The sequence below is a fragment of the Psychrobacter sp. AOP30-A2-5 genome (genome assembly GCF_052378115.1).
Lineage (GTDB): Bacteria > Pseudomonadota > Gammaproteobacteria > Pseudomonadales > Moraxellaceae > Psychrobacter.
Genome location: NZ_JBQSXK010000002.1, coordinates 38,651 through 64,463, shown reverse-complemented (window position 1 = coordinate 64,463; position 25,813 = coordinate 38,651). Strand labels below are relative to the sequence as shown.

Genomic DNA, 25,813 nt, shown 5'->3' with positions numbered 1-25,813 from the left:
TCATCTGTATGCCATTGTTTGTTATGATAATGACGTTTTTGTCTTATATAAGAGTTATGCAACCGTGCCCCAAGTATCTGCGTCGTCTCATAAGCGCCCTCGTAAGCTGTGGTGGCTGGTTGGGTTTGTATTATTTGCATTATTTGCTGTGTTGCAAATGCCAGCGGCGTGGCTGCTTGAAAAGTATGCTCCCGAAACGCCTTATGTACAGCATGTGTCGGGTAATTTATGGCAAGGCTCCGTTATTTGGCAGATGCCTTTAGCAGCCACACCGCTCACAGGTACGGCAGAATGGTCGTGGCAGCCATGGCATTTGTTATTGGGTAAGATAAGTGCAGAGGTCGATATTAATTCAGCACAAACTCGCCTAAATGGACAAGTAAAGATAGGCAGCAACTCATGGCAAGTGGATAATATGAGCGGCAAGGTAGCACCTGAGACGTTGGCAAGTTTGGTTGATTGGCAATTGCCCAATACACCGATTCAGGTCAATAACGTTTCGCTCAGCCGTCAGACTGGCTCAAGTGCCGCCGCAGAAAACGCTTCAACAAAAAATTCATCTGGTTTTAGTCAAGCGGATGGTCAGTTGACATGGGTCGGCGGTGAGATAGGTTATCCTAGCGGTGGCAAGGTTTTTTATCTGACCATGCCTGCGATGCGTGCTGAGTTAAGTGCCGAGCAAAAAAATAATAAAAACCTGCTCCATATCAATTTATTAAACAATCAAGATAAGCGCTTGGGCGACTTATATATCGATGGCGACAATATGTTGGATGTCAGTTTGACGCAGCGTTTATTAGAAAGTATGCCTGAGTATAAAGGGCAAGCACCCCAAGATACCCCAGTTGTTAGTGTGCGTCAGCCGCTATTAAATGGGCTGGGGACACGCTAGATGATGAATGTTTCTACAACTTTAAAACCTGTGCTTAACACCCTTAATCGATTCTCAGGTTGGGTATTGTTATTGGCTGTTGCTTGGTTATGCTGGACAGCGGCTCGATTACTATGGTTGTTGCTCGCAGCACCATTGGCACCGATGTTGCCACCAGCAGCTTTGCAAAATACATCGGCATCTGGCAAGGACTATAGTGGGTTATTTGCTATTTTTGCAGACCCTGATCCTATTGCAGCAGCAGTGCAGCCACCGCCCAATGTCAATCTAAAAGGCGTTCTGTTAGCAATGCCAGAGAGCATGTCCTCGGCACTACTGGATATCAATGGTGAAGTGAAAAACTATCGAATCGGTGATGCGCTAAAAGACAGTGGCTATACCCTTGTGGCTGTCGATTGGAACTCGGTTGTCATCGCTGATGCTAGCGACAAGCAAACCGTCATTAGCATGCCAGCCGCGATGCCATTAGACCAAAGTGACATGATCGCAGGTGCCGTCAGTAATCAGCGCTTGCCAGAGAACAGCATGTTGCCTAACGCCCCTCAGCCTACACAAAATACTGAGGAAGAGTCCGCTGCGACAGGCAGTGACAGTAGCCCGCAATCTGCTATCGATGAAGCGGTCACAGAATTGCAAGAAAACCCTGCCAGTTATTTGAGTAGGATGGGGGTTATGGCAGCAGGGGAAAGCTATCAAGTAACGCCTGCAATGCCAGCAAAGCTGCGTAATCGACTAGGGCTTGAGCCAGGTGATAAAGTGCTAACGGTTAATGGTCAAAGCGTGGGTAGTAATCCTGCTCAAGATGCTAGTGTGCTGCAACAGGTACAGCAATCAGGTGAGGCGCAAATAGAGGTGCAACGCGGCGATCAAGTCATTACCATTCGTCAGCAGTTTTAAGCACAATAAATGGGTGAGAACTCTTATTTTAAGCAAACAAGTTTTAAGTAAACAAGTATTTAGATAGTGCCACTTAAATAATGCCATTGTTGGCAGAACGTTAAGTGAGCAAAGCAATCCTTGAGCACCTTAGCACACAATAAATCCAGTACATACTAAGCGACATCACTGTAGGTAATCATCAATATGGTAAGTTTTCATAATTTTTCAGTCACGCCTCTGTACCATGTTTTGCAGCGCCTGATGCGCCTGTGTCGTCCTCTTTGCCTCGCCGTACCATTATGGGCTGCCAGTACGGGTCTTGCGAGTGCTGAGAGCTGGAAAGTCAACTTACAAGATGCCGATATCAAAGCCTTTATTAATGAGGTGGCAACCATCACTGACCAAAACTTTGTCCTTGATCCGCGTATCAATGGCAATGTGACTGTAATTTCCAACAAAGCCTTGTCGCGTGACGAAATCTATCAGCTGTTTTTGAGTGTGATGCAAGTCAACGGTATTGCAGCGATTGACTCGGGAACGACCATCAAATTGGTGCCAGATAATGTCGCCAAACAATCTGGCGTGGCAGTTGATTTACGCGGTGACAGTGTTGGTGAGGCATTAGCTACTCGTGTTATTTATTTAACCAATACCCAAGCTGCAGAAGTGCTGGGTGTCATCCGTCCGCTTATGCCTCAATCAGCTCATGCCGCTGCCGTGCCTGGTGTCAATGCTTTGGTATTGTCCGATCGTGCCGATAGTCTTAATCAGCTGACGTCGCTTATCCGCGATTTAGATAGCAACGTCAATGACAGTTTGCAAGTGATACCACTACGTCACGTCGATGCTGAACGTATGATGGAATTGATTAGTGCCTTGGTTGCAAGCGCTGGTAGCGGGCAAGCACAAGGTGGTAACAACCAGCTTAAAGTTATCGCTGATACCTCTAGTGATAGATTGTTGGTGAAAGGCAGTCCGGAGATGATTGCTAAAGTCAAAGAGATGGTCAATCAATTAGATACCACGCCTACAAGGCGTTTGAGTGGTCTGCGCGTCTTTCGATTAAAATACGCCAGTGCAGGTCATATTGCAGATATGCTACGCGGATTGCTCGCCAATCATTCTATTAATAGCGCTGGAGCAACGTCCTCGTTAGAGTCGGCATCATTGAACGATTCCAGTAGCACGGGCGCTACTTTGACTAATGAGTCTAGCACTAACACAACGAACAACGCGACGACCTCATCGACCTCTGGTGCCAATTCGAGTAGTACTGGTACAGGTGTTGGCGGGCGACCTTTTAGTATTATCGCTGATGAAACCCAAAATGCCGTTATTGTCAATGCAGCACCGGAGCTGATGTTTGAGATTGAAGATGCGGTCACTCAGTTGGACAGTCGCCGCGCGCAAGTATTGATTCAAGCGGCTATTGTAGAGGTGTCAGGTGATGATGCGACCCAGCTTGGTGTGCAATGGGCGCTTGGCAATGCCAATAGCGGCTACGGAGTCGTAAACTTCAATAACGTAGGCGCGAGTGCTACAGCACTTGCCGCCGCGGCGTTGGGTGGCGGTGCTGCCAGTATCAGTGCAGCAGCAGGCTCGATAGCTGGTGCTTTGATTGGTATTGGTGATAGCAGTAAAGACAGTCAGGGAAACACCCAGTTTTATGGGGCTATCTTGCAAGCACTTGATTCTTCTACCAGTGCCAATCTGCTGTCTATGCCATCAATTTTGACATTGGACAACGAAAAAGCCAGTATTTTAGTGGGTCAAAACGTGCCTTTTGTGACAGGCTCCTTTACCACCAGTGGCAACGATTCTAGCAACCCCTTTCAAACCATTGATCGTCAGGATATTGGTATCAACCTAAATGTCATTCCTCATATTGGCGACAATGGCACCGTACGCTTGGAGGTCTCGCAAGAAGTCTCGTCGGTGGTGCCGGGCAGTACGGGTAACGCCAGTGGTTTGATCACCAATAAAAGCCTCATCAATACGACGATTCTGGCTGATGATCAGCAGACCATTGCTCTTGGTGGCTTGATGCGTGAAAACAGCACCACGCGCCAACAAAAAGTCCCTGGCTTGGGTAATGTACCAGTCATTGGTCGACTGTTCCGCTCTGACAATGACACGACGCAAAAAAGCAACTTAATCATATTTTTACAGCCAACCATTTTACGTGATGGCAGGGCAGTCGCCAGTGTCACCGAGCGCAAATTTAACCAAATGCGAGTCCTGCAATTGGTCATTGATAAAAACGGTACCATTAAACAGCTGCCATTGAGCGGTACGGAAGGTTGGAATGGCGATGTTAGCGCAGATTATGAATTGATGCCGCTCAATCCCCTTGTTCCTAAGCGCGATCAGACACCAAAGTCTCAGTCTCAAGGTTTTACCAAAGTAGACAGTCCTAGTAATGGTATGACAACTTACCCTTTAAACCGTTAAGAACTCAAAAAAGCGCTTTATTAATGATAGGTTAATAAAGCGCTTGCCTCCTATTCTTATAGCATGTAGAGACACGGTGTAATAAATAAACTACGCCGTACATTAGCTTGCGTATTCATAACACAGATAAACATAGCAGTTTTTATATCGCAGTATACTAATGAGTAATTGAGTAGTAAGTATGAACACTTGCTGATAAATATAGCAGATAATGATATAAAGGTAGGGGTGGAAGCAATGACACATCATACAAATACTAAAAAGTGGTTTTTATTAGCAGTCGCTGCCACCGCCTTATTGGTGATTCCTCGGCGTAGCAGTCGACAAGCTGATACCAGAGCGTTAGATGAGCACAATGTATCAGATGAGCACTCAGATGAGCACAATGCAAAAGCCAATCATGATAATACTAATAGGGCGTGTTGAAGGTCTCTTTACTTATCAAAAGCTCTTTTGTTGATTGGCATTTTTTAACTGTCGAAATCATTTTAAATAAAGTTGCCATTCTAAAGTGTTCATTGATGTGGTTATTGCTACAAAATGACAAATAATGTCTATTGAATGACAAATCACGGAACGCCTCGCTGAAAACTATTAATTTTGGAGTCTATCAATGACCCCTATCGCTTCACCTAAGATGATCAAACAGCCCTTACCTACTATTTATCCTCTCATTGACACGCATACTCATTTTGATGCCCCAATATTTGATGATGATAGAGAAATACTGACGCAGCAGGCTCACACTCAGGGAGTATGCCATCTGGTATTAGTGGGTTATCTATATCAGCATTTTGAGCGGATGTATGAGACTGAGCGTTTGTTAAATAAGCTGTCATTATCTACGATAGCCAATGTCGATAGACAAAAAGTGTCAAATTTTAGTAGCCATATTGCGATCGGTTTGCATCCTTTTTATATCAAACAGCATACTGACGATCATTTAACCGCTATGGCAAAAAGGATTGCTGATAAACGCCCATTAGCAATCGGCGAGATTGGTTTGGATACCTTTACTGAGGCGATGAAAGCGCCTGACATATTTGCCAAACAAGTACGATTTTTTAAGGCACAATTGGACATGGCGGTGACTCATCAGCTGCCAGTGATGCTGCATATTCGTAAAGCCCATGCAGAAGCGTTGGCCATACTAAAAGCGCATGATTACGATGCACACAAACTTGGCGGTATCGCGCATAGTTTTAGTGGTGGGACGCAAGAAGCCAAAGCATTTGTTGAGTTGGGATTTAAGCTTGGGGTTACTGGTCAAATCACTAATCCCAATGCTAAGAAACTGCGCCGCGCCATTCAAGCAGCGGTTGATAGCTATGGCATTGAATGTTTGGTGATAGAAACGGATTGCCCTGATATGATGCCTATCATGTGCCAAATATCTGACCATGATTCATCAGTGCCAACTCAAAACTCAGACAGTGCACGGAGGAGTGCAGCCGTACGTAATAGAAATGTACCTGCCAACTTGCCATGGGTGTTGCTAAGCTTGAGTGAGTTGCTCAATATACCACCTGCCAGTCTTGCTAAGCAATTGTGGCACAACAGTTGCAGTGCTTTGCAAACAAAATGGGATTATCCGTTATCGTAGTGCCACATATTTTAGTCACTGACGGTTTATTGTATGGCTAGCCATTGATATGATAGTGAATGAGATAGCCATGAATAAAGAAATTGACATAATATAAGCGCCACCAAAATAATTTAAAAGAGCATTTAATCTGTTATGAGTGAAATACAACCATTTGAGCAAACAATGACAGAGTCTATTGGCACCGAAGACGTTACAAAGACAGAAGAGCTTAGCGAAGACAATGTGCAATATGAACGCCGTTTTCAAGGCACGCGCACTCTTTATGGTACGGCAGCTGTCACTACTTTTGCCGATGCGCATGTATACGTTATTGGCGTTGGAGGCGTTGGTTCTTGGGCAGCTGAGGCTTTGGCAAGAACGGCAGTGGGCACTATTACGTTGATCGATTTGGACGTATTGGTTGCGTCCAATGTCAATCGGCAGTTGCCTGCACTAGACAGCACCTTTGGTGAGAGTAAAATTGCAGCGATGGCCACCCGTATTCGTGAAATTAATCCCAAAGTAACGCTAAACTTGATCGATGATTTTTTAACTGTAGAAAACGTCGCCACTTTATTGCCAAGTCGCGATGAAGCAAAAGCCGCTATCGCTCAAGGCAGACCTATGGTTATTTTGGACTGCGTAGATGATATGAATGCCAAGCTTGCCATCGCGCTACATTGTCGTTTTAATAAATTAAAATTGGTGTGTGCAGGCGGCGCAGGTGGCAAGATAGACCCTAGTCAGATTAGGGTGAGTGACTTGCGTGACAGTTACCAAGATCCTTTACTTGCCAAATTACGCAATAAGCTGCGCCACGAAAAAGGCATTAATAGTACACTAAAAGAAAAGTTCGGGATCAAATGTGTCTACTCTACAGAGCCACCGCGGGTAGATAAGAGTTGTCAGACAGGCGGGTTGCAGTGTGGTGGTTACGGCTCAGCAGTAGTGGTCACATCGGTGGTTGCGATGATTATGGTGAGTGAAGCATTACAATTATTAATAAAACAGGCGGGCATCAAGCCGAGCGTCTGATCTTATTTAATGGAGTCTATCTTGTCTATATTTAACGCACCTAAACACAGCTACCCAGTAGCGGCAGATGAAGTAGAACGCATCAATAAGCTTAGGAAGTATCAGGTGCTCAACGATAATGATGAGCCTGCATTTAAGCGTCTAATTGATCTGGCAAAGCTATTTTTTGATGTACCAGTCGTGACCATCACTTTCATGGACGAAGAAACACAGTACCTAAAATCTGTCCAAGGACTGGGCGGTGTTTGCCGCACGACGCGTGAAGTGGCTATTTGCAATTATACCGTGCTTTCTAACGACGTCTTTGTAGTACCGGATTTAACCAAAGATAGTCGCTTTAGCCACAATCCCCTAGTGACAGAATCGCCATACCTACAGTTCTATGCTGGTGCGCCAATTATCTTGCATGAGGACAATAAAAGCTATCGTTTGGGCTCGCTGTGTGTGATGGATATGAAGCCCAATCATGACTTTGATGAGCAAAAAGCAAAGGTGTTGGCTCAATTTGCGATGATGGCGGCAGATGCCTTGCAGTTACAGGATAAGCAGCGTGATGCCAAACATGCCAATGAGATGAAATCAGACTTTTTGGCCAATATGAGTCATGAAATCCGCACCCCGATGAATGGTATTATTGGTATGGTGGAGATGCTCGGTGAGACCAAACTTAGCAGTGAACAACAAGAATACGTGGACAATATCAAAGTTTCCAATGAGCATTTGATGGCGATCATTAACGGGATTTTAGATTTATCGAAAGTAGAATCTGGGAAAATGACCATTGATTCTATTCCTGTTAACTTATCTGCATTATGTAATGAGGTGGTCAGCCTCTTTGCTGTCAAAGCACGTCAGCGAGGGCTCATTTTAGACTACCATTATACCGAGTCGTTATCGCCCTATGTGCAAGGCGATCCGGTACGCCTCAAACAAATTTTAGCAAACCTTGTTAATAATGCGATTAAATTCACTCGTGAGGGTGGGCGAGTCAGTATTGATGTCAAACATGTACCCAATTGTCATTGTGATGGTTTTGACGGTGACAGCGCTGACCAATATCGCGCTCAAGGCATTTCGGCAAGTGATCTCAGCAAAATAACGGCTCAAGAAGCTATCAGTAATACCATCTATCATGAAGTCATGACCTTATGCATTGAAGTCACAGATACGGGTGTCGGCATCAAAGCTGAGTCATTGGATGCGATATTTGATGCTTATGACCAAGCAAATAAATTTACCCACCGTCTTTATGGTGGCACAGGTCTAGGACTCTCGGTTTGTAAGTCTTTGGTTGATTTGATGGGCGGTTATATCGATGTGGATAGCGAAGTGGGTGTTGGTACTACGTTCAGTGTTTTATTGCCGCTACCGACTATTGATGAAAACCAGTATGAGATGTGGCAAGAGTCAAATGACTTTACGATGATTGAGCCGACCCATGAGCGTGCTGGTCATATATTGTTGGTTGAAGACGATACCGTCAATGCCATTATCGCTAAAAAAGCCCTGAATAATAGTGGTCATACGGTCACGCATGTCACTGATGGGCAGCAGGCCATTGAAATTTTTGCGCTCTCACCTGAGCGTTATGATGTCATTTTAATGGATCATCACATGCCTATTTTAGATGGCGTACAGGCCACTATTAAATTGCATGAACTCTATGATCCTCAATCATTACCACCTATTATTGCGTTGACCGCCAATGCAATGGATGGTGAGCGCGAAAAGTATTTAAAAGTTGGGATGCAAGATTACTGTACCAAGCCTTTTAAACAAGAGCAGTTGAATGCATTGGTACAATATTGGCTGATACAGAAACACTCATCAGCAGAGTAGTGGTTTGGTAAAAATGTATAGAAGGTTATTTATCATCGCTGTCATCAATACCGACAGTTCATCCACTATAAAAAACCACAGCGTTAACCTTGCTTGACATACTCCATATGAATTTTTACTCGGTTGCTTTGGAGTACTTTTTAATCAAATCAACTACAGAGACAATATTAAAAAAATATTCATAAATAAAAAAAGCTGAACCGCTTTATCAGTGGTTCAGCTTTTTTGTGGAATAACAGCTAGAGGCTAACTGTTAAGTTCTATTATATAAGTCCTATTATATCGAGCGCTATGACTTTTACATACTATTGGCTAACGCGAGTTTGATAGTCACCTGTGCGAGTATCAACACGTACGATTTCTTCTTGTTGTACAAATAATGGCACACGGACGACAGCACCTGTCTCTAACTTGGCAGGTTTGCCGCCACCACCTGAAGTATCACCACGCACACCAGGATCTGTTTCAGTGATTTGCAACTCAACAAAGTTAGGCGGTGTTACTGAAAGAGGAGCACCGTTGAATAAAGTGATGGTACATAGTGCATTGCTGTTTTCTTTTAGCCACTTTATTGAATCGCCCATCGCTGTTTTGTCCGCTTGAATCTGCTCAAAACTTTCAGGGTGCATGAAATGCCAAAACTCACCATCGTTATATAGATAGTTCATTTCAGTGTCCATGACATCAGCAGCTTCTAAGCTATCGCCTGACTTAAAGGTTTGTTCCAATACTTTACCACTACGAAGGTTGCGCAATTTAACACGGTTAAAGGCTTGACCTTTACCTGGTTTGACAAACTCGTTTTCAAGAATGGCACAAGGGTTGCCATCGAGCATGACTTTTAGACCAGCTTTAAATTCATTAGTAGAAAAACTTGCCACAAGAAACTCCTAGGGGTTATAAATAGGGTGGTAGATAAGGGAATGAATAGCTTGCTGCGTTAAAATCGCTTATTACGCTAAGTGTTTAAAGGATAGGTCGTATGCTTTGATAGGCTACGCACTAAGCGCGTATAATAGCGACTTTTGGGCACAGGTATTAGGTTGTCATGATAAACCATTTAATCACACAAAAAAACTGGCAAACGCAATTATCCGAGGCCATTACCTCTATCGATGAGCTGTTAAGCATCCTAAAGCTAGAATCATTGCGTGCAGAGGTTTATGTACCTAAGCATTTTGAGCTGCGCGTACCACGTGGATTTGTGGCAAAAATGATCATCGGCGATAGCAATGATCCTTTACTGAGACAAGTATTGCCTGATCAGCGCGAGCAAATCAAGGTAACGGGCTATGTGGCGGATCCCTTGAGCGAGAATACGCAAAACCCAGTCAAGGGTATGCTGCATAAGTACCAATCCAGAGTATTATTGACCGTGACAGGTGCTTGTGCCATTCATTGTCGTTACTGTTTCCGTCAGCATTTTGATTATAGTGCCAATATGCCGACGGCTGATGCCAAAGAAAATATCATTGATTACATTACCGCACACCCTGAGATTAATGAGGTGATTTTGAGTGGCGGTGATCCACTGAATGTGACAAATAGACGCCTGTTTGCTTGGCTAGATACTTTAGAGTCACTCCCGCAATTGACCACTATTCGATTACATACGCGCTTGCCGCTGGTCATACCAGCGCGTTTGGATGATGCGTTATTGACCAGACTGTCTCAAAGTCGCTGTCATATTGTGATGGTCATCCACTGTAATCATGCCAATGAAATCGATGCCTTAACAGCAGAGCATCTGCAACGTGCTCGAGCGGCTGGCATCACTTTATTGAATCAAGCGGTGCTATTAAAAGGCATCAATGATAGCGTTGCTGTTCAAACACAATTAAGTCAGCGTTTGTTCTCCTGTGGGGTACTGCCTTATTATCTACATGTATTAGACAAAGTGGCTGGAGCCGCACATTTCGATAATGATGAACGCTTCGCAATTGAGCTGTATTGGTCATTGTTGGCAGCACTCCCTGGTTACTTGGTACCCAAGCTAGTCAGAGAGCTACCAAATAAACCTTTCAAAGTACCGATTGATATTTACAATGATCGTTAATATAGGCACTATGGTATATTGAAAAATTAGTGAACAAAGCGTGGTTTTTAGAAGATGGGCATGCGGTTAGATGATGCTATAGAACTTAATCGTTACTAAAAATGGGTGCTGTCGATTTTGATGGTTGCTGCTGATTTGTATCTTTTATCTTGTGTTGTTGCATACGGCATGGTTGAATATTTGCCTCCTGCCAAGTTACTCAAGGTTACTAGGAATACTGATGATAACTTTATCGACGTTTCAAGAGCACCTATCTTCTACAGAGGCATTGCCACTAGTTTCTAAGCGATCCGCTAATGGCCAAGAAGGTTATTTGCTAAAATTGTTGGCAGCGTTACCTTCGCAAACGCAAGCACAGCAAGCTGAACAATTAGCAAAAATACTTACGGTACTACGTGTGGCCAATATAGATGAGTCGCAACGTCTTACCCTTATGGCGACGGTGATAGACGCCTCAGATCAGTTAATTGCTACTTTGCGACAGTCTTATATTTATGAGACAGGTGCGCTTAGCGACATTCAAATGGGTTATGTGGCTCAAATAAAGTCGCTATATTATTCAATGATTATGGTCTATGACAGAGTGATACGTCATAAAACCTCATTGCTCAATAATCAGCGAAAATACGCTGCAAGTAATGGCTGGCAGCGCTATTTTAATGGTGATAAGTCTTCATCAACGACACTCGCCATTGCTATTTACCAGACGCTGCTGATGTACCAGAAGCTATTGGGCGAAGAAGCACTGTGCTATCAAAAACCCTCATCTTACTTATGGCATAAAATCAATCAGCTGTATTACCTTGCTTATCAGTATCATGCGGCTGAGATTAATATGAGTGTGATGACAGGTACTCAGCGTGCTAAGACAGTCCATCAGCTGTACTGCCAAATTTGTTTATACAGTCTATTAAATGTACGTGCCATGCGTCGTCCCAATATTCTGCTCGTCCAACGTTTGTTACCTGAATGGGCTAAGCATATCGTTGCGACGATTGAGCCAACCACCGAGACCCGCGTGTTCGTTGATTTACAAAGTGACAATCCGCCAACTTACCTGACGGCCAGCTCTACAATTAACCCATACGACGATCGTTATCACTGTTTATTTATAGAAATTGCCCCGCTGGTTGAGTATCTTAAACGACGCAAACAGGCTTTAGTTAAGGAAGGGGGTGACGGCGTTGAGAGTCATTTGCTTAATAAAATAGCGATGACGCTCAATTACCGCTATTTACAGCCGCCGCTTACCCTAGCGACTAAACATAGTGCGAAAGAAGACGCTGTTTTGATTACAGGTTTTAATAATATTCATTATCGGGTGAGCCATTCGCATAGCTTTACCAGTTTAATCGCTATAAAAGAGTTACCAGATGAGCAGCGTCCTCGTTATGATACCGTGAATAAAAAACAAGACAGCAGCCACGTATTAGCCAGTGAAACCTTTGATCGTAATGATGATTTGTCATTATTTCGTACCCTACGATTATTACCAACAGTAGATATTTTAAATAAAGACCGCTTTCATAATGATGGCTTTCATAAAGACAGTCTTAACATAGTGGCTGATGAGGATACATCTGCGACGACTGCACCGCCAGCATTACATATGATGAGCCTTTTTTTGGTCTGTCGATCTGATACAATCACGCCGCCTGATTGGTCGATGGGTGTGGCGCGCTGGCTTGATTTTGATAGCAAAAACCCAGAGATCGAGTGGCAAGTACTCGGACATCAGCTAGTGGCTTGTGGCTTGCGTTTAGAAGGTGAAGAAACGCGTAGTCGCCATTTTGTGCCAGCATTTATTCTTGGTAGAGATGAGCGACTACAAACCACTGGCACTCTGATTGTACCGACTTCTTACTTTCAGACCCATGATAGAGTCATTATGCGTATTAATAGCAAACAAACCCCTTTACGTTTGGGACAGAGGTTGCTGATTACGGATGAATTCAGCCAGTATGAGGTGGTGCAGCTGTAGTTTTTTTGAGCGTCTATGGAAAAGTTGCCAAATAGTAATGTCAATAAATGCTGGCTTAAAGGTTACTTCATTGAATTTATTATTCAATAATAGCAGTGAATAAATGTACTGAATAATGATGATAAGTTAGTCTGCAATCAGTCAAGTTATTGTCTATAATGACTGATACAGTTATGTTCGTTTATACGATGTTTTTGCTTCGCCAAGATGTCGCCTTGATTCGAAAGACGATGCCAATCTACTAAAAACCGCTAAGCCTATCCCTGATAGTATTTTCCTTGCTAGGTTAATGCTTGGAAAAGGTGTAGGGTATCAAACATAAAAATAAGATCACAAGATCCAAAAGGCTTCTTATGCGTACTCAGTCCATCTTAAACCTCTTAGTCATTGATGACGATCAGCTCTATGCTGAGCGCCTTGTGTACTTACTAGGTTGCTATTATGACACCATCAATTTAGGGTTTTTGGACGATAAAGAGGAGCTGTTAAAGTCACTTCGACAACCGTGGGATGTCTTGGTGTTTGGCAATGCTTATGATATGAGTTTCACCGATGTGGTGGGCGTCGTTCAAGAGCAAAGTATTGATTTGCCTATGATCTGCCTATTCAATGAAGAGATGGCAGCGTCCGCCAATAACGATGAGGGGTTACCTGATATTATTAGCGGCACGATGGTCAAATCGCTCAAAGTAGACCAAGAGATGGCAGTAGTGATGTCTATCTGTCTACAGCATGATAATTTACGCAGTCGTCATGAGCTTAGAACGTTGCGCCATGTTCTCTCTGAAGCAGAGCAACGCGCCAACGTATTGATTAAAAACTCTAAAAGTGCGGTCGCCTATATTGATCAGGGTATCCATATTTTTGCCAATGACCCTTATCTTCAGCTTTTTGGTTTTGAGTCAATGAATGATGCCATAGGCGTGCCTGTTGTTGACCTGATTGCAGGCGGTGATAACGTTAAGGGTTTCAAACAGTTTTTACGTCAATTTGATAAAGGTAGCCGCCAAGAAGTCGAGTTCAATTTTGAAAGTAAGCGGATGGATGGCAGTACTTTTGAAGCAAAGCTACAATTGGCAGCCGCGACCTTAGATGGCGAACCGGTGACGCAGGTTATTATCCAACAAAACCATAATAATAGTGCGGAAGTCGCTAAGCGTTTGGCAGCCGCTGAATGCAAAGACAGTCTGACAGGAATCAACAACCGCCGCGGCTTTGAAGAACAACTGGCAATCGTGTACCAGCAAGCACGTCAAGGTGTACTGACGGCTGGGCTTTTGTATATTCAGCTCGATAATGTCGGTAAAATAAGAAGCAGTCTAGGTTTGCAAGGGGTAGATGCGACCGTCAAGCAAGTCGCCTATGCGTTAGATGAGCTGATATCAGACGGGCATGTGAGTCGTTTTAGTGATACCGCCTTTACCATACTGGTCGAGGACAAGAGCACCACAGAGCTTGAAACACTGGCTAAGCAAATTTGTTCACGTATCAGTGATATGCTCATTGAAGTAGATAAGCGTACGACGAGTACGACTGTCAGTATTGGTATTGTCAAAATCGAAACCAATACAGCAGAGCCAAGTATCGTGCTCGAACGAGCGATGGATGCTATCAATCAGATTATGATAGAGACCTCTAATCATGGCGGCACTTATCATTTGTACGATCCAAGCGAGCATGCCAATAGTGATGATCATGCGCTTGCCGAATCTTTAGTTGATGCCATTGCCAATAGCCGTTTTGAGTTATCTTTCCAGCCAATATATGATATTAACAATGACCGAAGCGACTTTTTTGAAGTATATCTGCGGTTGCCATTGGCGGATGCGGACAATACAATATTGACACCTGATCAATTTATGGCAGTCGCTAAGACGCATAAATTGCTCGAAAAAATAGATCGTTGGGTGCTCATTAATGCCTGTAAAAAGGTCAATGAGGTACGTAAAACGCATCCTGAAGCCAGATTACTAGTGCAATTGACTAGTGCCTCATTGATAGACAAAAAACTGCCTAGTGTTGCCAGTCAGCTTATAAAAGCGGTGGGCGGTGCAGCTGGTGTGCTCACCTTGCAGTTCAACGAAAAAGACGTCTCAGACCATCTTACAGTGGCAAAAATACAGTTTGCCGCCCTTAGCCAAGTCAGCTGTCAGATGGGCATCAATAACTTCGGTTCTTCTGCCAAATCCATAGAGATTGTCAGTTTTGTGCAGCCAGATATGGTGCGTTTAGCACGCAGCTATGTGGATGGCATTGACTCAGCAGACAATTTAGAAACTGTCAAATCACTTATTATGCGTACTAATGAAGTCAATGTGGACGTATTGATGCCTTATATTGAAGATGCGGCGACCATGTCCGTTGCTTGGAGCGTGGGCGCGCGCTATTTACAAGGCTATTATTTAGAAGAACCCAGCAGTACGATAAAAGTTGCGACCTAACGTCATTTAGGGCGCGTTTGATATGTAACTATCAACAGTGCCTATTTATGGAATATTCTACACGGCTTAATATTTCATAAATTCTTTATCGTCATACATTACAAAAGCCTTACTCAAACTGTCCTATAAGCGTTGTTTATTGGCTTAATATGCCCCAATGAATAACGTTATGTTTTTAAAAGCAGCTATTTAGGCGTGAAGAGGGTTCCGCTTTGCATGTGTTTGACCCTTACCTTATTATTTTTATTGTTCACCTATAGCTGACATTCCTTAACCAAAGATTGCCGAAAATGCCCATCATTAATAAATATCAAATAAGCAGTATATTTGCTGCTGTTTTATTGCTCAGCGCTTGCGGAGAAAGTACGCCACCGGATCATCGTGCTGCTGTGACATTGCCGCTCTATACGGAAGGTGATGCTGATAACGGCGCGATCATTTACCAAGACGCTTGTGGTCAATGTCATCAGCTGAATGCAGGGCTCAACAAAAAAGGTCCGCAGCTGATGAATATATACGGTGCACCCGCCGCTGAGCTAGAAGATTACACCTATAGTGACGGGCTAAAAACATCAGGTTGGGTATGGGATGCGCAAACGCTCGACCCTTATATTGCGGATGCAGAAAAAGCCATGCTAGACTCAAAAATGCTATCAAACCCGATGCCCGATGCGCAAGAACGCGCAGATGTCATCGCTTATCTGTCAACGCTTCGTGCCGCCGTGCCGATAACTGAAGATGACTCAAAGCAATAGCCAGTTTATGGTGTGTCCTCAAGCTAAACGAAAGCGACTAAATGGGCTAGAGATGGTTAAATTTTGCTAAACCACGTCAAACAATTGGTTAATATCTTGATATTATCAGTGCTATTTTCCTTTTTTGGCTGCCATTTATCTCATTTTTATCACCACTTTCAAAATAAGAACACGCCCTAGAAACACTAATCCCATAAGAAATGAGCCAATAATTGACTATGACCCACGCAGCCATCGATAGAGCCATTACAACACTACATCAATCAGCAGCAGAGGTGATTCATAAGTCGACCTTTAGCGCTGCCGATTATCATCACAATCAGCAAAAAATCGCCCAACTTATGGCGCAGTTAAATCAAATAGTGCTGGATAAGCCGCAAGTGGTTAAGCTTGCGCTGAGTGGTATTTTGGCAGGTGGACATTTGTTACTGCAAGATCTGCCGGGTATGGGCAAGACGACATTGGCGCAAGGCTTGGCGCAATTATTAGGCTTGAGCTTTAGCCGTGTACAGTTCACCAATGATATGCTGCCAGCAGATATCTTAGGCATGAGCATTTATGATCAAAAGAAACAGCAATTTGAGTTTCGAGCAGGTCCTATTTTTACTCAGCTGCTACTCGCTGATGAGATTAATCGCTCTAGCCCTAAGACGCAAAGCGCATTACTAGAAGCGATGGAAGAACGGCAAGTCACCCAAGATGGGCAAACCTATCCTTTGCCGCAGCCGTTTTTTGTCATTGCGACCCAAAATCCTTTGCAGCAAGCAGGTGTCTATCCACTTCCTGAATCGCAGTTAGATAGATTCTTATTATGCTTGTCGCTTGGTTATCCGTCGCCTACCGCAGAACGTGAGCTATTAAAAGGTCAGGATCGCCGCGAGCTACTAAAAAATTTAGATGCGGTGCTTGATACCGAGGCGGTCTTATTAGCACAGCAAGGTGTTAAACACGTTTATGTCGCGGATGTGGTCTTGGATTATCTGCAGCGATTGGTCGCAAAGACACGAGCAAGCTCCGAGTATCATGGCTTATCACCGCGTGGAGTATTGTCGCTACAGCGTGCCGCGCAGGCTTATGCGTATGTATCGGGGCATATGGAAGTGACACCTGAGGATATCCAAGCGGTGTTTGCAGCGGTCACAGATCATCGTCTCGGTCAGCGTTTTGTCCCAGCGCATGTGACTGGTGGGCAGGCGACGCAGACAATCGCGCAACGTATATTGGCAGAAGTGGCTGTTATCAGTTAAATGATGGTTATTTAAATAGTTGTTATTTCAATCACTGTTATCTGAGTATTTATTTTTCAGCTGCTTGTTGTTTCATAGCGTATTTGTTTTTAAAGCTATCACCAATTATGAATGAGAGTATCAATTTTATGGTAAGGATAGGGTAGTCATGAGCTTTTTGCCAAAAGCCTTAACCGTACCAGCCACTTCAGCATTAAGCCGTTGGTTCGCCTCGCGTGCGCCTAAAAGCGATAGCGCCACCCTCAATTTGCGTAACGTCTATATCTTTTTTAGCCGTGAAGGGGTGCTATATGCAGTGTTACTAATCATCACCTTTATCGCTGGCATTAACTATGGCAATAACTTGGTGTTAGGTTTATGTTTTTATTTGGTCAGCGTTTGGCTTATCAGCTTTCATGTAACCTTTGCCCATATCTCAGGTCTGCAAGTACGTTTGCTTGAAGTGACTATGGCAGAAGCGGGCGCGCCTGTTTGGGTGACTTTGCAGTTGCGCAGTGAGAGCCGTCAACCAAGACGACAGTTGTTATTTAGCTTTGAGCAGACTGATGATAAGGCTAATAGCAAGCTTAATAGTAAGACAGATAAAAAAGCCAATAAGAAAATCAAAAATAGCGTTAATAATCAACAGTCGATACTTGTGACACGACTGCAAGGCGAGCAAATTATTCGCTTGCCAGTACTGACGCAGAATCGTGGGCAGTTTGAATTACCACGCTTAAAAATAAAAACCGTTTATCCTTTGGGCATTATGCGGGCGTGGTCCTATGTTTATTTTGCCCGTACTGCTTGGGTCTATCCAAAACCTGAAGTGTTTGATTGGCAGACGCAATATGCCGTTGCCAGTCAGGAGGATTTGCCAACAGGTGGGCAATATCGGCAAGGTCAAGATGATTTTGAGCGGCTAGATAACTACGTTGAAGGCGAGTCGCTGGCACGGGTGTCGTGGGGACATGTAGCACGTGGTCAAGGCATGTTGACCAAGCACTTTGCTGATCCAGTCGGTCATGAGCAAACGTTAGATTATGCGGATATGCCAGCAGCACATCATGAGCAAAAACTCGCACAACTGGCGTATGGGGCGATGAAATTAGGTGAGCTGGGCGTGACATTTCATATGCGCTTACCCAATGATACCCATTCTACTGCACCAATGGGTGAAGGCGACAGTTTTGCACAAGCGTGCTTGCTAAGGTTGGCGAAAGCACAATGACTAATAGAACCAACTCAAAAAAACTCCCTACAAATGATGCTGAAAACACATTTATAGGTTTTCCTGAAACAAGTCCCACAAGCTTTGAGCAGTTGGCACTGGGTCAAAACGTCACTGATCGTGCTTTACAGGATAGCGCTACAAAATGGACTCGTAAGCTATTCGCCTTGCCTGCTTATTATTGGGTGCTAATTGCTCAAATTACCGTTATTTTACCTCATGCGGCGCATCTGCCGTTTTGGTTGATAGGTTTTGCGGTGGTCAGCATCGCCGCACAGCTGCCGTCTATAAAAGCTAAGTTTAAAAAAACAGCGCATTTAAAACGTGTCTATCAAGGCATGCAAATGCTCGGCTTTTTATTGGGACTGGCAGGTCTATGGCTGACTTACAATACAGCGTTTGGACTGGATATGGGCGTGGCGTTTTTAGTGCTCTGTCTCATCAGTAAGCTGTGGGAGATGTATAAACGGCGAGATGCTTATGTGGTCCTAAATTTATCACTATTTGTCCTTGCCGCGCTGTTTTTGATGGATCAAGGTCTTGTGACGACTTTAGAAGTGATTGTTGGTGCAGTTATCATTTTATTGGCATTTATTGCGCTTAATGATGACGGCAACACTCGCGGTGATGGTCGCTTGCGTACTTTGGGTGTGCTGGGTATCGGGGCGTTGCCGTTATTAGTCGTGCTATTTTTGTTCTTCCCGCGCTTGCCACCACTATGGTCAGTACAGCTATCAGGTCAGCAAGCAACCACTGGCGTGTCCGACAGTATGTCACCCGGGGATTTTGCCAATTTGGGACAATCGACTGAGCTGGCGTTTCGGGTAGAGTTTGCAGAGAATCGCCCGCCGCAACAGCAGTTATATTGGCGTGGTTTGGTGTTTAGCGACTTTGACGGTATTACATGGCGTCCTAGCCCTCAGCAACGACAATGGCGACCTGCACCGCAAATGCCATCTTGGATTGAGAATGCCTTTGCAACTGTCCCTGATGAAGTAAAAAATACGCCTACCAGCTATGAAATTATCCTAGAGCCGACGCAGCAAAACTGGCTATTTGGACTTGATTATCCTTTTGCCCAGCGCCAAGATGTCAGTATTACTTCAAACTTTACCTTATTAAAAGATCAGCCCGTCACTCAGCAGTTACGTTATGAAGTATTGCAATTTGCACCGATGCGTATCGATCCGATTCTCTCTGATGAGTTGCGACGTCTAAATCTTACCTTGCCAGCCGACGGAAATCCACAAGCAAGAGCACTGGCACAGCAGTTATTTGCGCAATCAGACTCAGACCCAGTGCGCTATATGGCGGCTATTGAACGCTGGATTAATCAAACAGAATTTCGTTATACGTTATCACCGCCACGACTGAATAATAACCGTATTGACGAGTTTTTATTTGAGACCAAAGCGGGGTTTTGTGAGCATTATTCTTCCAGTTTTACCTTTATGCTGCGCGCCGCTGGCATACCCGCGCGCGTCGTCGCCGGCTATCAAGGTGGTGAGCTGAGCCGCGGTGGTAATGTATGGGAGGTGCGGCAAAAGGATGCGCACGCTTGGACGGAGGTTTGGCTTGAGGATCAAGGCTGGGTACGTATCGATCCGACTGCTTTTGTCGCGCCTGAGCGTGTCGAGCAAGGGATGGATGCGCTGACGCAGGCACAAGGAGCGGCAATGTTCGGCGATGGCGCTAGCGCACAAATCAGCTATCAGCAATATCAAATGCTACAAACCTTACGCCGTCTGTCCGACCAAGCGAGCTACTATTGGCAAAAAGACGTCGTTGGTTACGATCAGGATAAGCAAGCTGACTCATTACTCAAATGGTTTAATATCCGCTCAGTGATGCAACAAATTATCTGGTTGGCAGCGAGTACTATTACCGTCATGGCTATTTTGGTCTTTATCATCTGGCAACGCCGCCGCAAGCGCTGGCATCCAGCAGACCAGCCGCTTGCACAGCTATCAAAACGTATTGGCAAAGTGGATAAATCACTTGCTCGTGATGAAAGTGAAGGTCAGTTGGCTTGGCTTGAGCGTGTGGCAATGGCTATTGATTCAAATTCCGAAGGTAGTGTTGATACCCATTTAACAGATAGCGGTCATTCAGATATTGTCCAAACAAAAGTTATGCAGATGAAGCAGGACTATCGTCAACTGCGTTATGGACGTCTAAGCTCGCTTGAAACCAATGATAGCGAATACCAAACTATCCTGAAACAGCTAAAGAAAGATGCGAGTGAATTGTTCTAGTGGCTGTTTTGTGAAAGCGTTGCTTAGCACGTGATAAAAAGTTAAGTATAATAAATGAGGCGGTTCTATGGCGATATATGTGGATTTTATGCAGATAGAATTTAAAGGTTATAAGTGGTGCCATATGCTGGCAGATAGCTTGCAAGAGCTGCATGATTTTGCAGCGTTGATTGAAGTGGATAAGCGCTTATTCCATCGAAACGCCAGCTATCCGCACTATGACGTCACGGTACAAATGCGAGAAACGGCGATTCAATATGGCGCTATTCCTGCTGGTCGAAAAAAGATTATCGAATGTGCAAAGAAGTTAAAAGTAGAGTTGCATGAGCAAATTGCACAGTCTGAGGATTACTAATACGTTAATCTTTTAAAGGCATAGAAAAGGTGGGTTATGCTTTTGCATCCCACCTTTTTATATCTTTAGGTTTTCACCCAACGCTTACACCCTCTCAAAAAATTAGAGTAGCAAGGAAAACGAGTGCAAGTACTACATCTAGTAGACTAGGCGAGCGGAACAAGCAAAACTGACGCCGCTAATCATATTTTTTGGGTTTGGTATTACTTTGCAATAGCGGCTTTACTGACCCCATCAAGGGCTTTTGCGATATTAGCCAATTGGGTATCACAACCTTTTATGTTATGGCGGTCTTTGAGATATTCAGGATTATTGTACGACAACCAAACTTTTTTATCAGCATCTTCACTGATGAGGATTTTTTGCGGCAAATCGATAGCGACGCTTTGCTCGCAATTCATCAATGGCGTACCCGCTTTTGGATTACCAAACATAATCACTTGCGTCGGTCTTAATGTTAAATTGACACCTTGGGCGTTCTTTTGATGATCGACGCGTGCAAATACTTTCATCCCTTTGCTTTCAATAATTGCCGCCAGTTTATCAGCAGTATCTTGCACGGAATGATTGCTTTGCAGCGTAACCAAGCCTTTTTCGGCATTGATAGCAGTCATCGTTGCTGGCATTGATGGTGCTTTTTCCGGCGCGTTTAAAATATTTTCAACACTGGCGCAGGAGGATACGGCCAACGCTAGGGTAGCGATAGAGAGAATCTTAAGCATAAAAAGTCCTTTTATTGTCATTGTTCATTCAGCGAGTGCTGGCTGGCAATATCGAATATTTAGTGTGAACCATAATATTCCTTGTGCTTAGTAGCATTGTGCGTAATAAACCGCGCATAGTAAAGCCTCGCATTGCAACACACCTTAAGAAATGCCTAAGACAAAACGCATAGCTAAACCAAATGCTCTGCTAGATAATCGACGAGCAGTCTAATCTTTGGCGATAAATGACGGTTGTGGGGATATATAGCCCAGATACTTTCTTCAGGCTCTCGATAGTTATTCAGTAAGCTGACCAGCTCACCTGATGCTAAGTATTTTTGCACATAATAGTCAGGCAGCTGCACGATACCCAGACCTTTTAACGCCGCATCGACTAGACTGTGACCGCTGTTATATTGGACACTGCCAGACACGCGCAGGTTTTTTTCTTTATCAGCGTTTTTTTCAGAATCTATTTTGCCATCTTCTATAAAGTGCCAATAGTCACGCGTGCCAAGTAAACAGTTATGCTGACTCAGATCGCTCAAAGAATGTGGTATGCCGTATTTTTCGAGATAAGCAGGCGCGGCACAGACGAAATTGGTACGACGGCTGAGCTTTTTTGCCATCATCGTCGAATCACTTAATTTGCCGATACGAATGGCCAAATCATAGCCGCCATCAACCAAATCAATTTTTTGATTGCTCAAAAACGCCGTCACCTCGATATCGCGATATTGCACCATGAAATCATTGACCAGTGGCAATAATTGCTGCTCGCCATAAGTGACAGGAGCGGTCAGTTTAATCCTACCTTGCGGCTTTGATTGTAAGTTGCTAACCGCCTGCTCAGCGGCATCCAAGCCATCGAGCACACCGCGGCAGTGCTGATAAAACACCCGACCTTCTTCAGTCAGCGATACCTTACGCGTCGTGCGATACAGCAGTTTAATATTCAGTCGTTTCTCTAAAGCGCTTATCTGCCGACTGACTTGCGCGGTAGAAATGCCCAGTTCTTTTGCCGCGCGCGTAAAGCTTTCGTAATCTGCTACATAAACAAATTCGCTAATACCATCCCAGCGCATGATTATTACCACTGTGTAAAAGATATTTGCAAATATAGCACATTGTTATCGCTATAGAAAAAACTATAATAGTCAGTATAAAGCTTTACAGACTGCTACAACTGCCGCTTGCCTCCATTCAACAAGCAAGATAAGCTGAATAGAGGTCTGTGCTCAATAACCCATAAAATGAATTAAAAAGAGAGATAACGATGTCAGATAAATTTATTAAATCAAAAGCCGCCATTGCTTGGGGCCCGAATGAGCCACTATCTATCGAAGAAGTGGATGTCATGCTGCCCCGTAAAGGCGAAGTATTGGTAAAAATCGTGGCAAGCGGCGTCTGTCATACTGACGCTTTTACTTTATCTGGTGAAGACCCAGAAGGCGTGTTCCCAGCGATTTTGGGTCATGAAGGTGGCGGTATCGTTGAGCAAATCGGCGAAGGCGTCACCAGTGTGCAAGTCGGCGATCATGTCATTCCTTTATACACAGCAGAATGTGGCGTCTGTAAAATGTGTACCTCAGGCAAAACCAACTTGTGCTCTGCCGTACGCGAAACCCAAGGTAAAGGCTTAATGCCAGACGGCACCACGCGTTTTTATAAAGACGGTGAGCCAATCTATCATTATATGGGCTGTTCAACCTTCTCTGAATATACGGTGTTGCCTGAGATTTCTTTGGCAAAAGTGAGCAAAGAGGCACCACTAGAAGAAGTCTGCTTATTGGGTTGCGGTGTCACGACTGGTATGGGTGCAGTGATGAATACGGCCAAGGTAGAAGAGGGTGCGACTGTCGCTATCTTTGGTCTCGGCGGTATTGGTCTATCAGCAGTCATCGGTGCGGCAATGGCAAAAGCCAGTCGTATCATTGCTATTGATATTAACGAGAGCAAATTTGAGCTGGCTAAAAAGCTTGGCGCAACTGACTGTATTAACCCAAAAGACTACGACAAGCCAATCCAAGAAGTCATCGTTGAATTGACCGATGGCGGTGTCGATTATTCATTTGAGTGTATCGGTAATGTCGATGTCATGCGTTCGGCGCTTGAGTGCTGCCATAAAGGCTGGGGCGAGTCGGTCATCATCGGTGTTGCTGGTGCTGGACAAGAAATCTCTACTCGTCCGTTCCAGTTAGTGACTGGTCGAGTCTGGCGTGGATCAGCATTTGGCGGTGTAAAAGGTCGTTCGGAATTACCAGGCTACGTTGAGCGTTATCTGGCGGGTGAAATCCCACTACAAGACTTCATTACCCATACCATGCCATTAGAAGATATTAACGAAGCGTTTGATTTAATGCATAAAGGTGAAAGTATTCGTACGGTTATTCATTTTTAAAAATCATTATTAATAATAGTGATTATAGATTTAGCCTTATAAAATAGCAGTATGCTAAACCAAAAATGCCGTCCTTATATAGGGCGGCATTTTTCTGGCATTGGCAATTATTTTTTAGTGGAAAAAATTATCTGTTCGGCAAGCGTGGTTAGATCTGCTGCCATAAAGTCAGGTACTGGAAGGTTTGGCGCTGATAGTAAAGCATTGTGCGGTCGCGTGAGAAACGCCCCTTGGCAGCCAGATGCTTGCGCGCCTATCGTATCCCAAAGATGACAAGCGACAAGGCACAAATCCGATACGTCAGCAGACAATGCATGAGAGACCATTTGATAAGTCTCAGGCGCAGGCTTGAACTTTGCAACCTGCTCAACACTAAAGTGCTGTTCAAAGAAATGGCTGATGCCAGCTTTTTCAAGCGGGGTCGGAGACGCGCCACTTGCTGAGTTGGTCAACGTCACCAGTCGAAACCCTGCCTCACGCAGCTTGGTTAATGCTGGAACTACATCAGGGTGAGCAGGCATTTTGCTCATACGCTCTTGTAGTTCGTCGATATCGCTATCTATCAGCCTGACGTTATGAATATCAGCGGTCATCTGTAAGGCACTGACGCCAAGCTCGCCAAAAGGCGTATAAAGTCCTGATAACGTCATGGTTTGCGAATATAGCACCAATTGTGCAAACCATTCTCTTAGTAGCATTTTATTGCCAAATAGGCGAGCGAATAATGGTTCAAGAGTGGTAATGTCGAGTAGCGTCTCATTGACATCAAACACGATAATAGGGAGAGATTTATCAGAGGACATAAGGGATCCTTTTAGGAATAGCTAACGAAATCTTGCCAAAAAACCTCGTCAGGAAAACTAGTCTGGCATGTCAGCCAACTGCTGCAAGATATTCTTGAAATTTTCCACACCTTGTGCACCACTAACCAGATGACGCTTATTAAAAATTACCGCTGGCACGCTTTGAATGCCTTGTTGTTGCCAATGTTGCTCTTCTACGCGCACCTCTTTAGCGAACCTTTGGTCTGCTAACACGGCTAGTGCTTCATTACGATCCAAGCCGGTCTCTGCAGCGATATCAGCAAGCACGGCATTGTCAGAAATATTGCGACCATTGGTAAAATGAGCGACGAATAACGCCTGCTTTAAGTCATGCATGCGACCTTGCTGATCTGCCCAGTGCAGCAATTGATGCAAGTTGAACGTGTTGTGCATGCGCGTGTCATCGTTAAAATTAAACGTAAAGCCAACCTCATTACCCGCTTCCATTAATTGAGCACGGCTAGCATCAGATTCTTGCTTACTCGAACCATATTTCTCCATAATATGTTCACGCATATTTTGTCCTTCGCTTGGCATATTGGGATTAAGCTCAAACGGATGCCAGTGAATCTCGTGTTCGGTGTTGGTTTGCTTGAGGGCTTCTGCCAGCTGGCGGTAACCAACGACACACCAAGGACAAACAACGTCTGAGACGATATCTATGCGTAGTGGCTGCTCTGAGAATAATTGCTTTGAATGTTCCATATCTATCCGCCTAATTCAGTATTTATTTTATATATAAGCTGTCTGTGGTCGACCGCCTTATAAATCAATGCTCATTATCAATACTAATTAACTAATGCTAAGAGAATGAGGGAACAATTACAATATCGTCTAAGTTACTGTTTAATGAGTGTCCGTCTAATAAGTAGCTGCTTAAATAACTGTTCAAATGGCGGCTCA

The 25,813-nt window shown here is 44.2% G+C and carries 21 protein-coding genes; 16 read left to right on the top strand and 5 right to left on the bottom strand.

All coding sequences use genetic code 11. The features are described 5' to 3' along the window. The first annotated feature begins 64 nt into the window (after window positions 1-64). The 7 genes from gspN (at window position 65) to ACT3S4_RS02585 (ending at window position 8,681) form a co-directional block, all read left to right on the top strand. Window positions 65-892 carry a type II secretion system protein N gene (gspN, locus tag ACT3S4_RS02615; protein WP_109589545.1) on the top strand — a complete coding sequence of 276 codons (828 nt, stop codon included), beginning with the start codon at window positions 65-67 and terminating at the stop codon, window positions 890-892. Next, window positions 893-1,789, top strand: a complete 897-nt coding sequence (locus ACT3S4_RS02610) for a type II secretion system protein N (RefSeq protein WP_109589543.1) — start codon at window positions 893-895, stop codon at window positions 1,787-1,789. It begins immediately after the preceding gene. Window positions 1,790-1,975: 186 nt separating this feature from the next. Beyond that, the gene (gene gspD / locus ACT3S4_RS02605; RefSeq protein ID WP_444760383.1) at window positions 1,976-4,222 is read left to right on the top strand and encodes a type II secretion system secretin GspD; all 2,247 of its coding nucleotides are present in this window, start codon (window positions 1,976-1,978) and stop codon (window positions 4,220-4,222) included. Between the two features lie 237 nt (window positions 4,223-4,459). Further along, window positions 4,460-4,648, top strand: coding sequence for a hypothetical protein (locus tag ACT3S4_RS02600; RefSeq protein WP_201561033.1), 189 nt, complete (start codon window positions 4,460-4,462; stop codon window positions 4,646-4,648). Window positions 4,649-4,835: 187 nt separating this feature from the next. Then, window positions 4,836-5,825: a TatD family hydrolase gene (locus ACT3S4_RS02595; protein WP_227676074.1), complete on the top strand. Its 990-nt coding sequence runs from the start codon at window positions 4,836-4,838 to the stop codon at window positions 5,823-5,825. Window positions 5,826-5,990: 165 nt separating this feature from the next. After that, entirely contained in the window at window positions 5,991-6,842 is an 852-nt protein-coding gene (locus ACT3S4_RS02590; protein ID WP_227676077.1) for a tRNA threonylcarbamoyladenosine dehydratase, read from the top strand. Between the two features lie 21 nt (window positions 6,843-6,863). Continuing rightward, a complete protein-coding gene (locus tag ACT3S4_RS02585; RefSeq protein ID WP_444760382.1) occupies window positions 6,864-8,681 on the top strand; it encodes an ATP-binding protein in 1,818 nt (605 codons plus the stop codon). A 305-nt stretch (window positions 8,682-8,986) separates the two neighbouring features. Here the strand turns inward: ACT3S4_RS02585 and efp are convergent, their stop codons facing one another. Continuing rightward, a complete protein-coding gene (efp, locus tag ACT3S4_RS02580) occupies window positions 8,987-9,562 on the bottom strand; it encodes an elongation factor P (protein ID WP_055124654.1) in 576 nt (191 codons plus the stop codon). Window positions 9,563-9,729: 167 nt separating this feature from the next. Here efp and epmB point away from each other — a divergent pair, with 167 nt between their 5' ends. From epmB to ACT3S4_RS02540, 8 genes are all read left to right on the top strand, one after another. Further along, complete coding sequence (gene epmB / locus ACT3S4_RS02575; protein ID WP_201605097.1) at window positions 9,730-10,737, top strand: EF-P beta-lysylation protein EpmB; 1,008 nt, start codon at window positions 9,730-9,732, stop codon at window positions 10,735-10,737. A gap of 220 nt (window positions 10,738-10,957) precedes the next feature. Beyond that, entirely contained in the window at window positions 10,958-12,718 is a 1,761-nt protein-coding gene (locus ACT3S4_RS02570; protein WP_444760381.1) for a hypothetical protein, read from the top strand. Window positions 12,719-13,071: 353 nt separating this feature from the next. Next, on the top strand, window positions 13,072-15,159 hold the full coding sequence (locus tag ACT3S4_RS02565; protein ID WP_444760380.1) for an EAL domain-containing protein: 2,088 nt from the start codon (window positions 13,072-13,074) through the stop codon (window positions 15,157-15,159). 290 nt (window positions 15,160-15,449) lie between these two features. After that, window positions 15,450-15,914: a c-type cytochrome gene (locus tag ACT3S4_RS02560; RefSeq protein ID WP_444760379.1), complete on the top strand. Its 465-nt coding sequence runs from the start codon at window positions 15,450-15,452 to the stop codon at window positions 15,912-15,914. Between the two features lie 218 nt (window positions 15,915-16,132). Beyond that, entirely contained in the window at window positions 16,133-17,161 is a 1,029-nt protein-coding gene (locus tag ACT3S4_RS02555; protein WP_087815722.1) for an AAA family ATPase, read from the top strand. 148 nt (window positions 17,162-17,309) lie between these two features. Further along, window positions 17,310-18,371, top strand: coding sequence for a DUF58 domain-containing protein (locus tag ACT3S4_RS02550; RefSeq protein ID WP_250163041.1), 1,062 nt, complete (start codon window positions 17,310-17,312; stop codon window positions 18,369-18,371). Further along, entirely contained in the window at window positions 18,368-20,626 is a 2,259-nt protein-coding gene (locus ACT3S4_RS02545) for a transglutaminase family protein (RefSeq protein WP_444760378.1), read from the top strand. The genes ACT3S4_RS02550 and ACT3S4_RS02545 overlap by 4 nt, the downstream gene beginning before the upstream one ends. A 67-nt stretch (window positions 20,627-20,693) precedes the next feature. After that, complete coding sequence (locus ACT3S4_RS02540) at window positions 20,694-20,981, top strand: DUF4031 domain-containing protein (protein WP_444760377.1); 288 nt, start codon at window positions 20,694-20,696, stop codon at window positions 20,979-20,981. Window positions 20,982-21,184: 203 nt separating this feature from the next. Here the strand turns inward: ACT3S4_RS02540 and ACT3S4_RS02535 are convergent, their stop codons facing one another. Next, the gene (locus ACT3S4_RS02535) at window positions 21,185-21,703 is read right to left on the bottom strand and encodes a DUF302 domain-containing protein (RefSeq protein WP_444760376.1); all 519 of its coding nucleotides are present in this window, start codon (window positions 21,701-21,703) and stop codon (window positions 21,185-21,187) included. Between the two features lie 173 nt (window positions 21,704-21,876). Next, window positions 21,877-22,770: a LysR family transcriptional regulator gene (locus tag ACT3S4_RS02530; RefSeq protein ID WP_444760375.1), complete on the bottom strand. Its 894-nt coding sequence runs from the start codon at window positions 22,768-22,770 to the stop codon at window positions 21,877-21,879. 191 nt (window positions 22,771-22,961) lie between these two features. On the opposite strand from ACT3S4_RS02530, the gene ACT3S4_RS02525 reads away from it, so the two are divergent. After that, on the top strand, window positions 22,962-24,086 hold the full coding sequence (locus tag ACT3S4_RS02525) for an S-(hydroxymethyl)glutathione dehydrogenase/class III alcohol dehydrogenase (RefSeq protein WP_444760374.1): 1,125 nt from the start codon (window positions 22,962-22,964) through the stop codon (window positions 24,084-24,086). Window positions 24,087-24,193: 107 nt separating this feature from the next. On the opposite strand, the gene ACT3S4_RS02520 is transcribed toward ACT3S4_RS02525, so the two are convergent. Both ACT3S4_RS02520 and ACT3S4_RS02515 read right to left on the bottom strand, forming a co-directional pair. After that, entirely contained in the window at window positions 24,194-24,889 is a 696-nt protein-coding gene (locus ACT3S4_RS02520) for a haloacid dehalogenase type II (protein WP_444760373.1), read from the bottom strand. Between the two features lie 57 nt (window positions 24,890-24,946). Further along, entirely contained in the window at window positions 24,947-25,615 is a 669-nt protein-coding gene (locus ACT3S4_RS02515) for a DsbA family oxidoreductase (protein WP_444760372.1), read from the bottom strand. Window positions 25,616-25,813 lie beyond the last annotated feature (198 nt).

Bases quoted from the DNA above. Each gene is read 5' to 3' on its own strand.
- ACT3S4_RS02610 (WP_109589543.1), top strand. From the start codon at position 893: ATGATGAATGTTTCTACAACTTTAAAACCTGTGCTTAACACCCTTAAT.
- gspD (WP_444760383.1), top strand. From the start codon at position 1,976: ATGGTAAGTTTTCATAATTTTTCAGTCACGCCTCTGTACCATGTTTTG.
- ACT3S4_RS02600 (WP_201561033.1), top strand. From the start codon at position 4,460: ATGACACATCATACAAATACTAAAAAGTGGTTTTTATTAGCAGTCGCT.
- ACT3S4_RS02595 (WP_227676074.1), top strand. From the start codon at position 4,836: ATGACCCCTATCGCTTCACCTAAGATGATCAAACAGCCCTTACCTACT.
- ACT3S4_RS02590 (WP_227676077.1), top strand. From the start codon at position 5,991: ATGACAGAGTCTATTGGCACCGAAGACGTTACAAAGACAGAAGAGCTT.
- epmB (WP_201605097.1), top strand. From the start codon at position 9,730: ATGATAAACCATTTAATCACACAAAAAAACTGGCAAACGCAATTATCC.
- ACT3S4_RS02570 (WP_444760381.1), top strand. From the start codon at position 10,958: ATGATAACTTTATCGACGTTTCAAGAGCACCTATCTTCTACAGAGGCA.
- ACT3S4_RS02565 (WP_444760380.1), top strand. From the start codon at position 13,072: ATGCGTACTCAGTCCATCTTAAACCTCTTAGTCATTGATGACGATCAG.
- ACT3S4_RS02560 (WP_444760379.1), top strand. From the start codon at position 15,450: ATGCCCATCATTAATAAATATCAAATAAGCAGTATATTTGCTGCTGTT.
- ACT3S4_RS02555 (WP_087815722.1), top strand. From the start codon at position 16,133: ATGACCCACGCAGCCATCGATAGAGCCATTACAACACTACATCAATCA.
- ACT3S4_RS02550 (WP_250163041.1), top strand. From the start codon at position 17,310: ATGAGCTTTTTGCCAAAAGCCTTAACCGTACCAGCCACTTCAGCATTA.
- ACT3S4_RS02545 (WP_444760378.1), top strand. From the start codon at position 18,368: ATGACTAATAGAACCAACTCAAAAAAACTCCCTACAAATGATGCTGAA.
- ACT3S4_RS02540 (WP_444760377.1), top strand. From the start codon at position 20,694: ATGGCGATATATGTGGATTTTATGCAGATAGAATTTAAAGGTTATAAG.
- ACT3S4_RS02535 (WP_444760376.1), bottom strand. From the start codon at position 21,703: ATGCTTAAGATTCTCTCTATCGCTACCCTAGCGTTGGCCGTATCCTCC.
- ACT3S4_RS02530 (WP_444760375.1), bottom strand. From the start codon at position 22,770: ATGCGCTGGGATGGTATTAGCGAATTTGTTTATGTAGCAGATTACGAA.
- ACT3S4_RS02525 (WP_444760374.1), top strand. From the start codon at position 22,962: ATGTCAGATAAATTTATTAAATCAAAAGCCGCCATTGCTTGGGGCCCG.
- ACT3S4_RS02520 (WP_444760373.1), bottom strand. From the start codon at position 24,889: ATGTCCTCTGATAAATCTCTCCCTATTATCGTGTTTGATGTCAATGAG.
- ACT3S4_RS02515 (WP_444760372.1), bottom strand. From the start codon at position 25,615: ATGGAACATTCAAAGCAATTATTCTCAGAGCAGCCACTACGCATAGAT.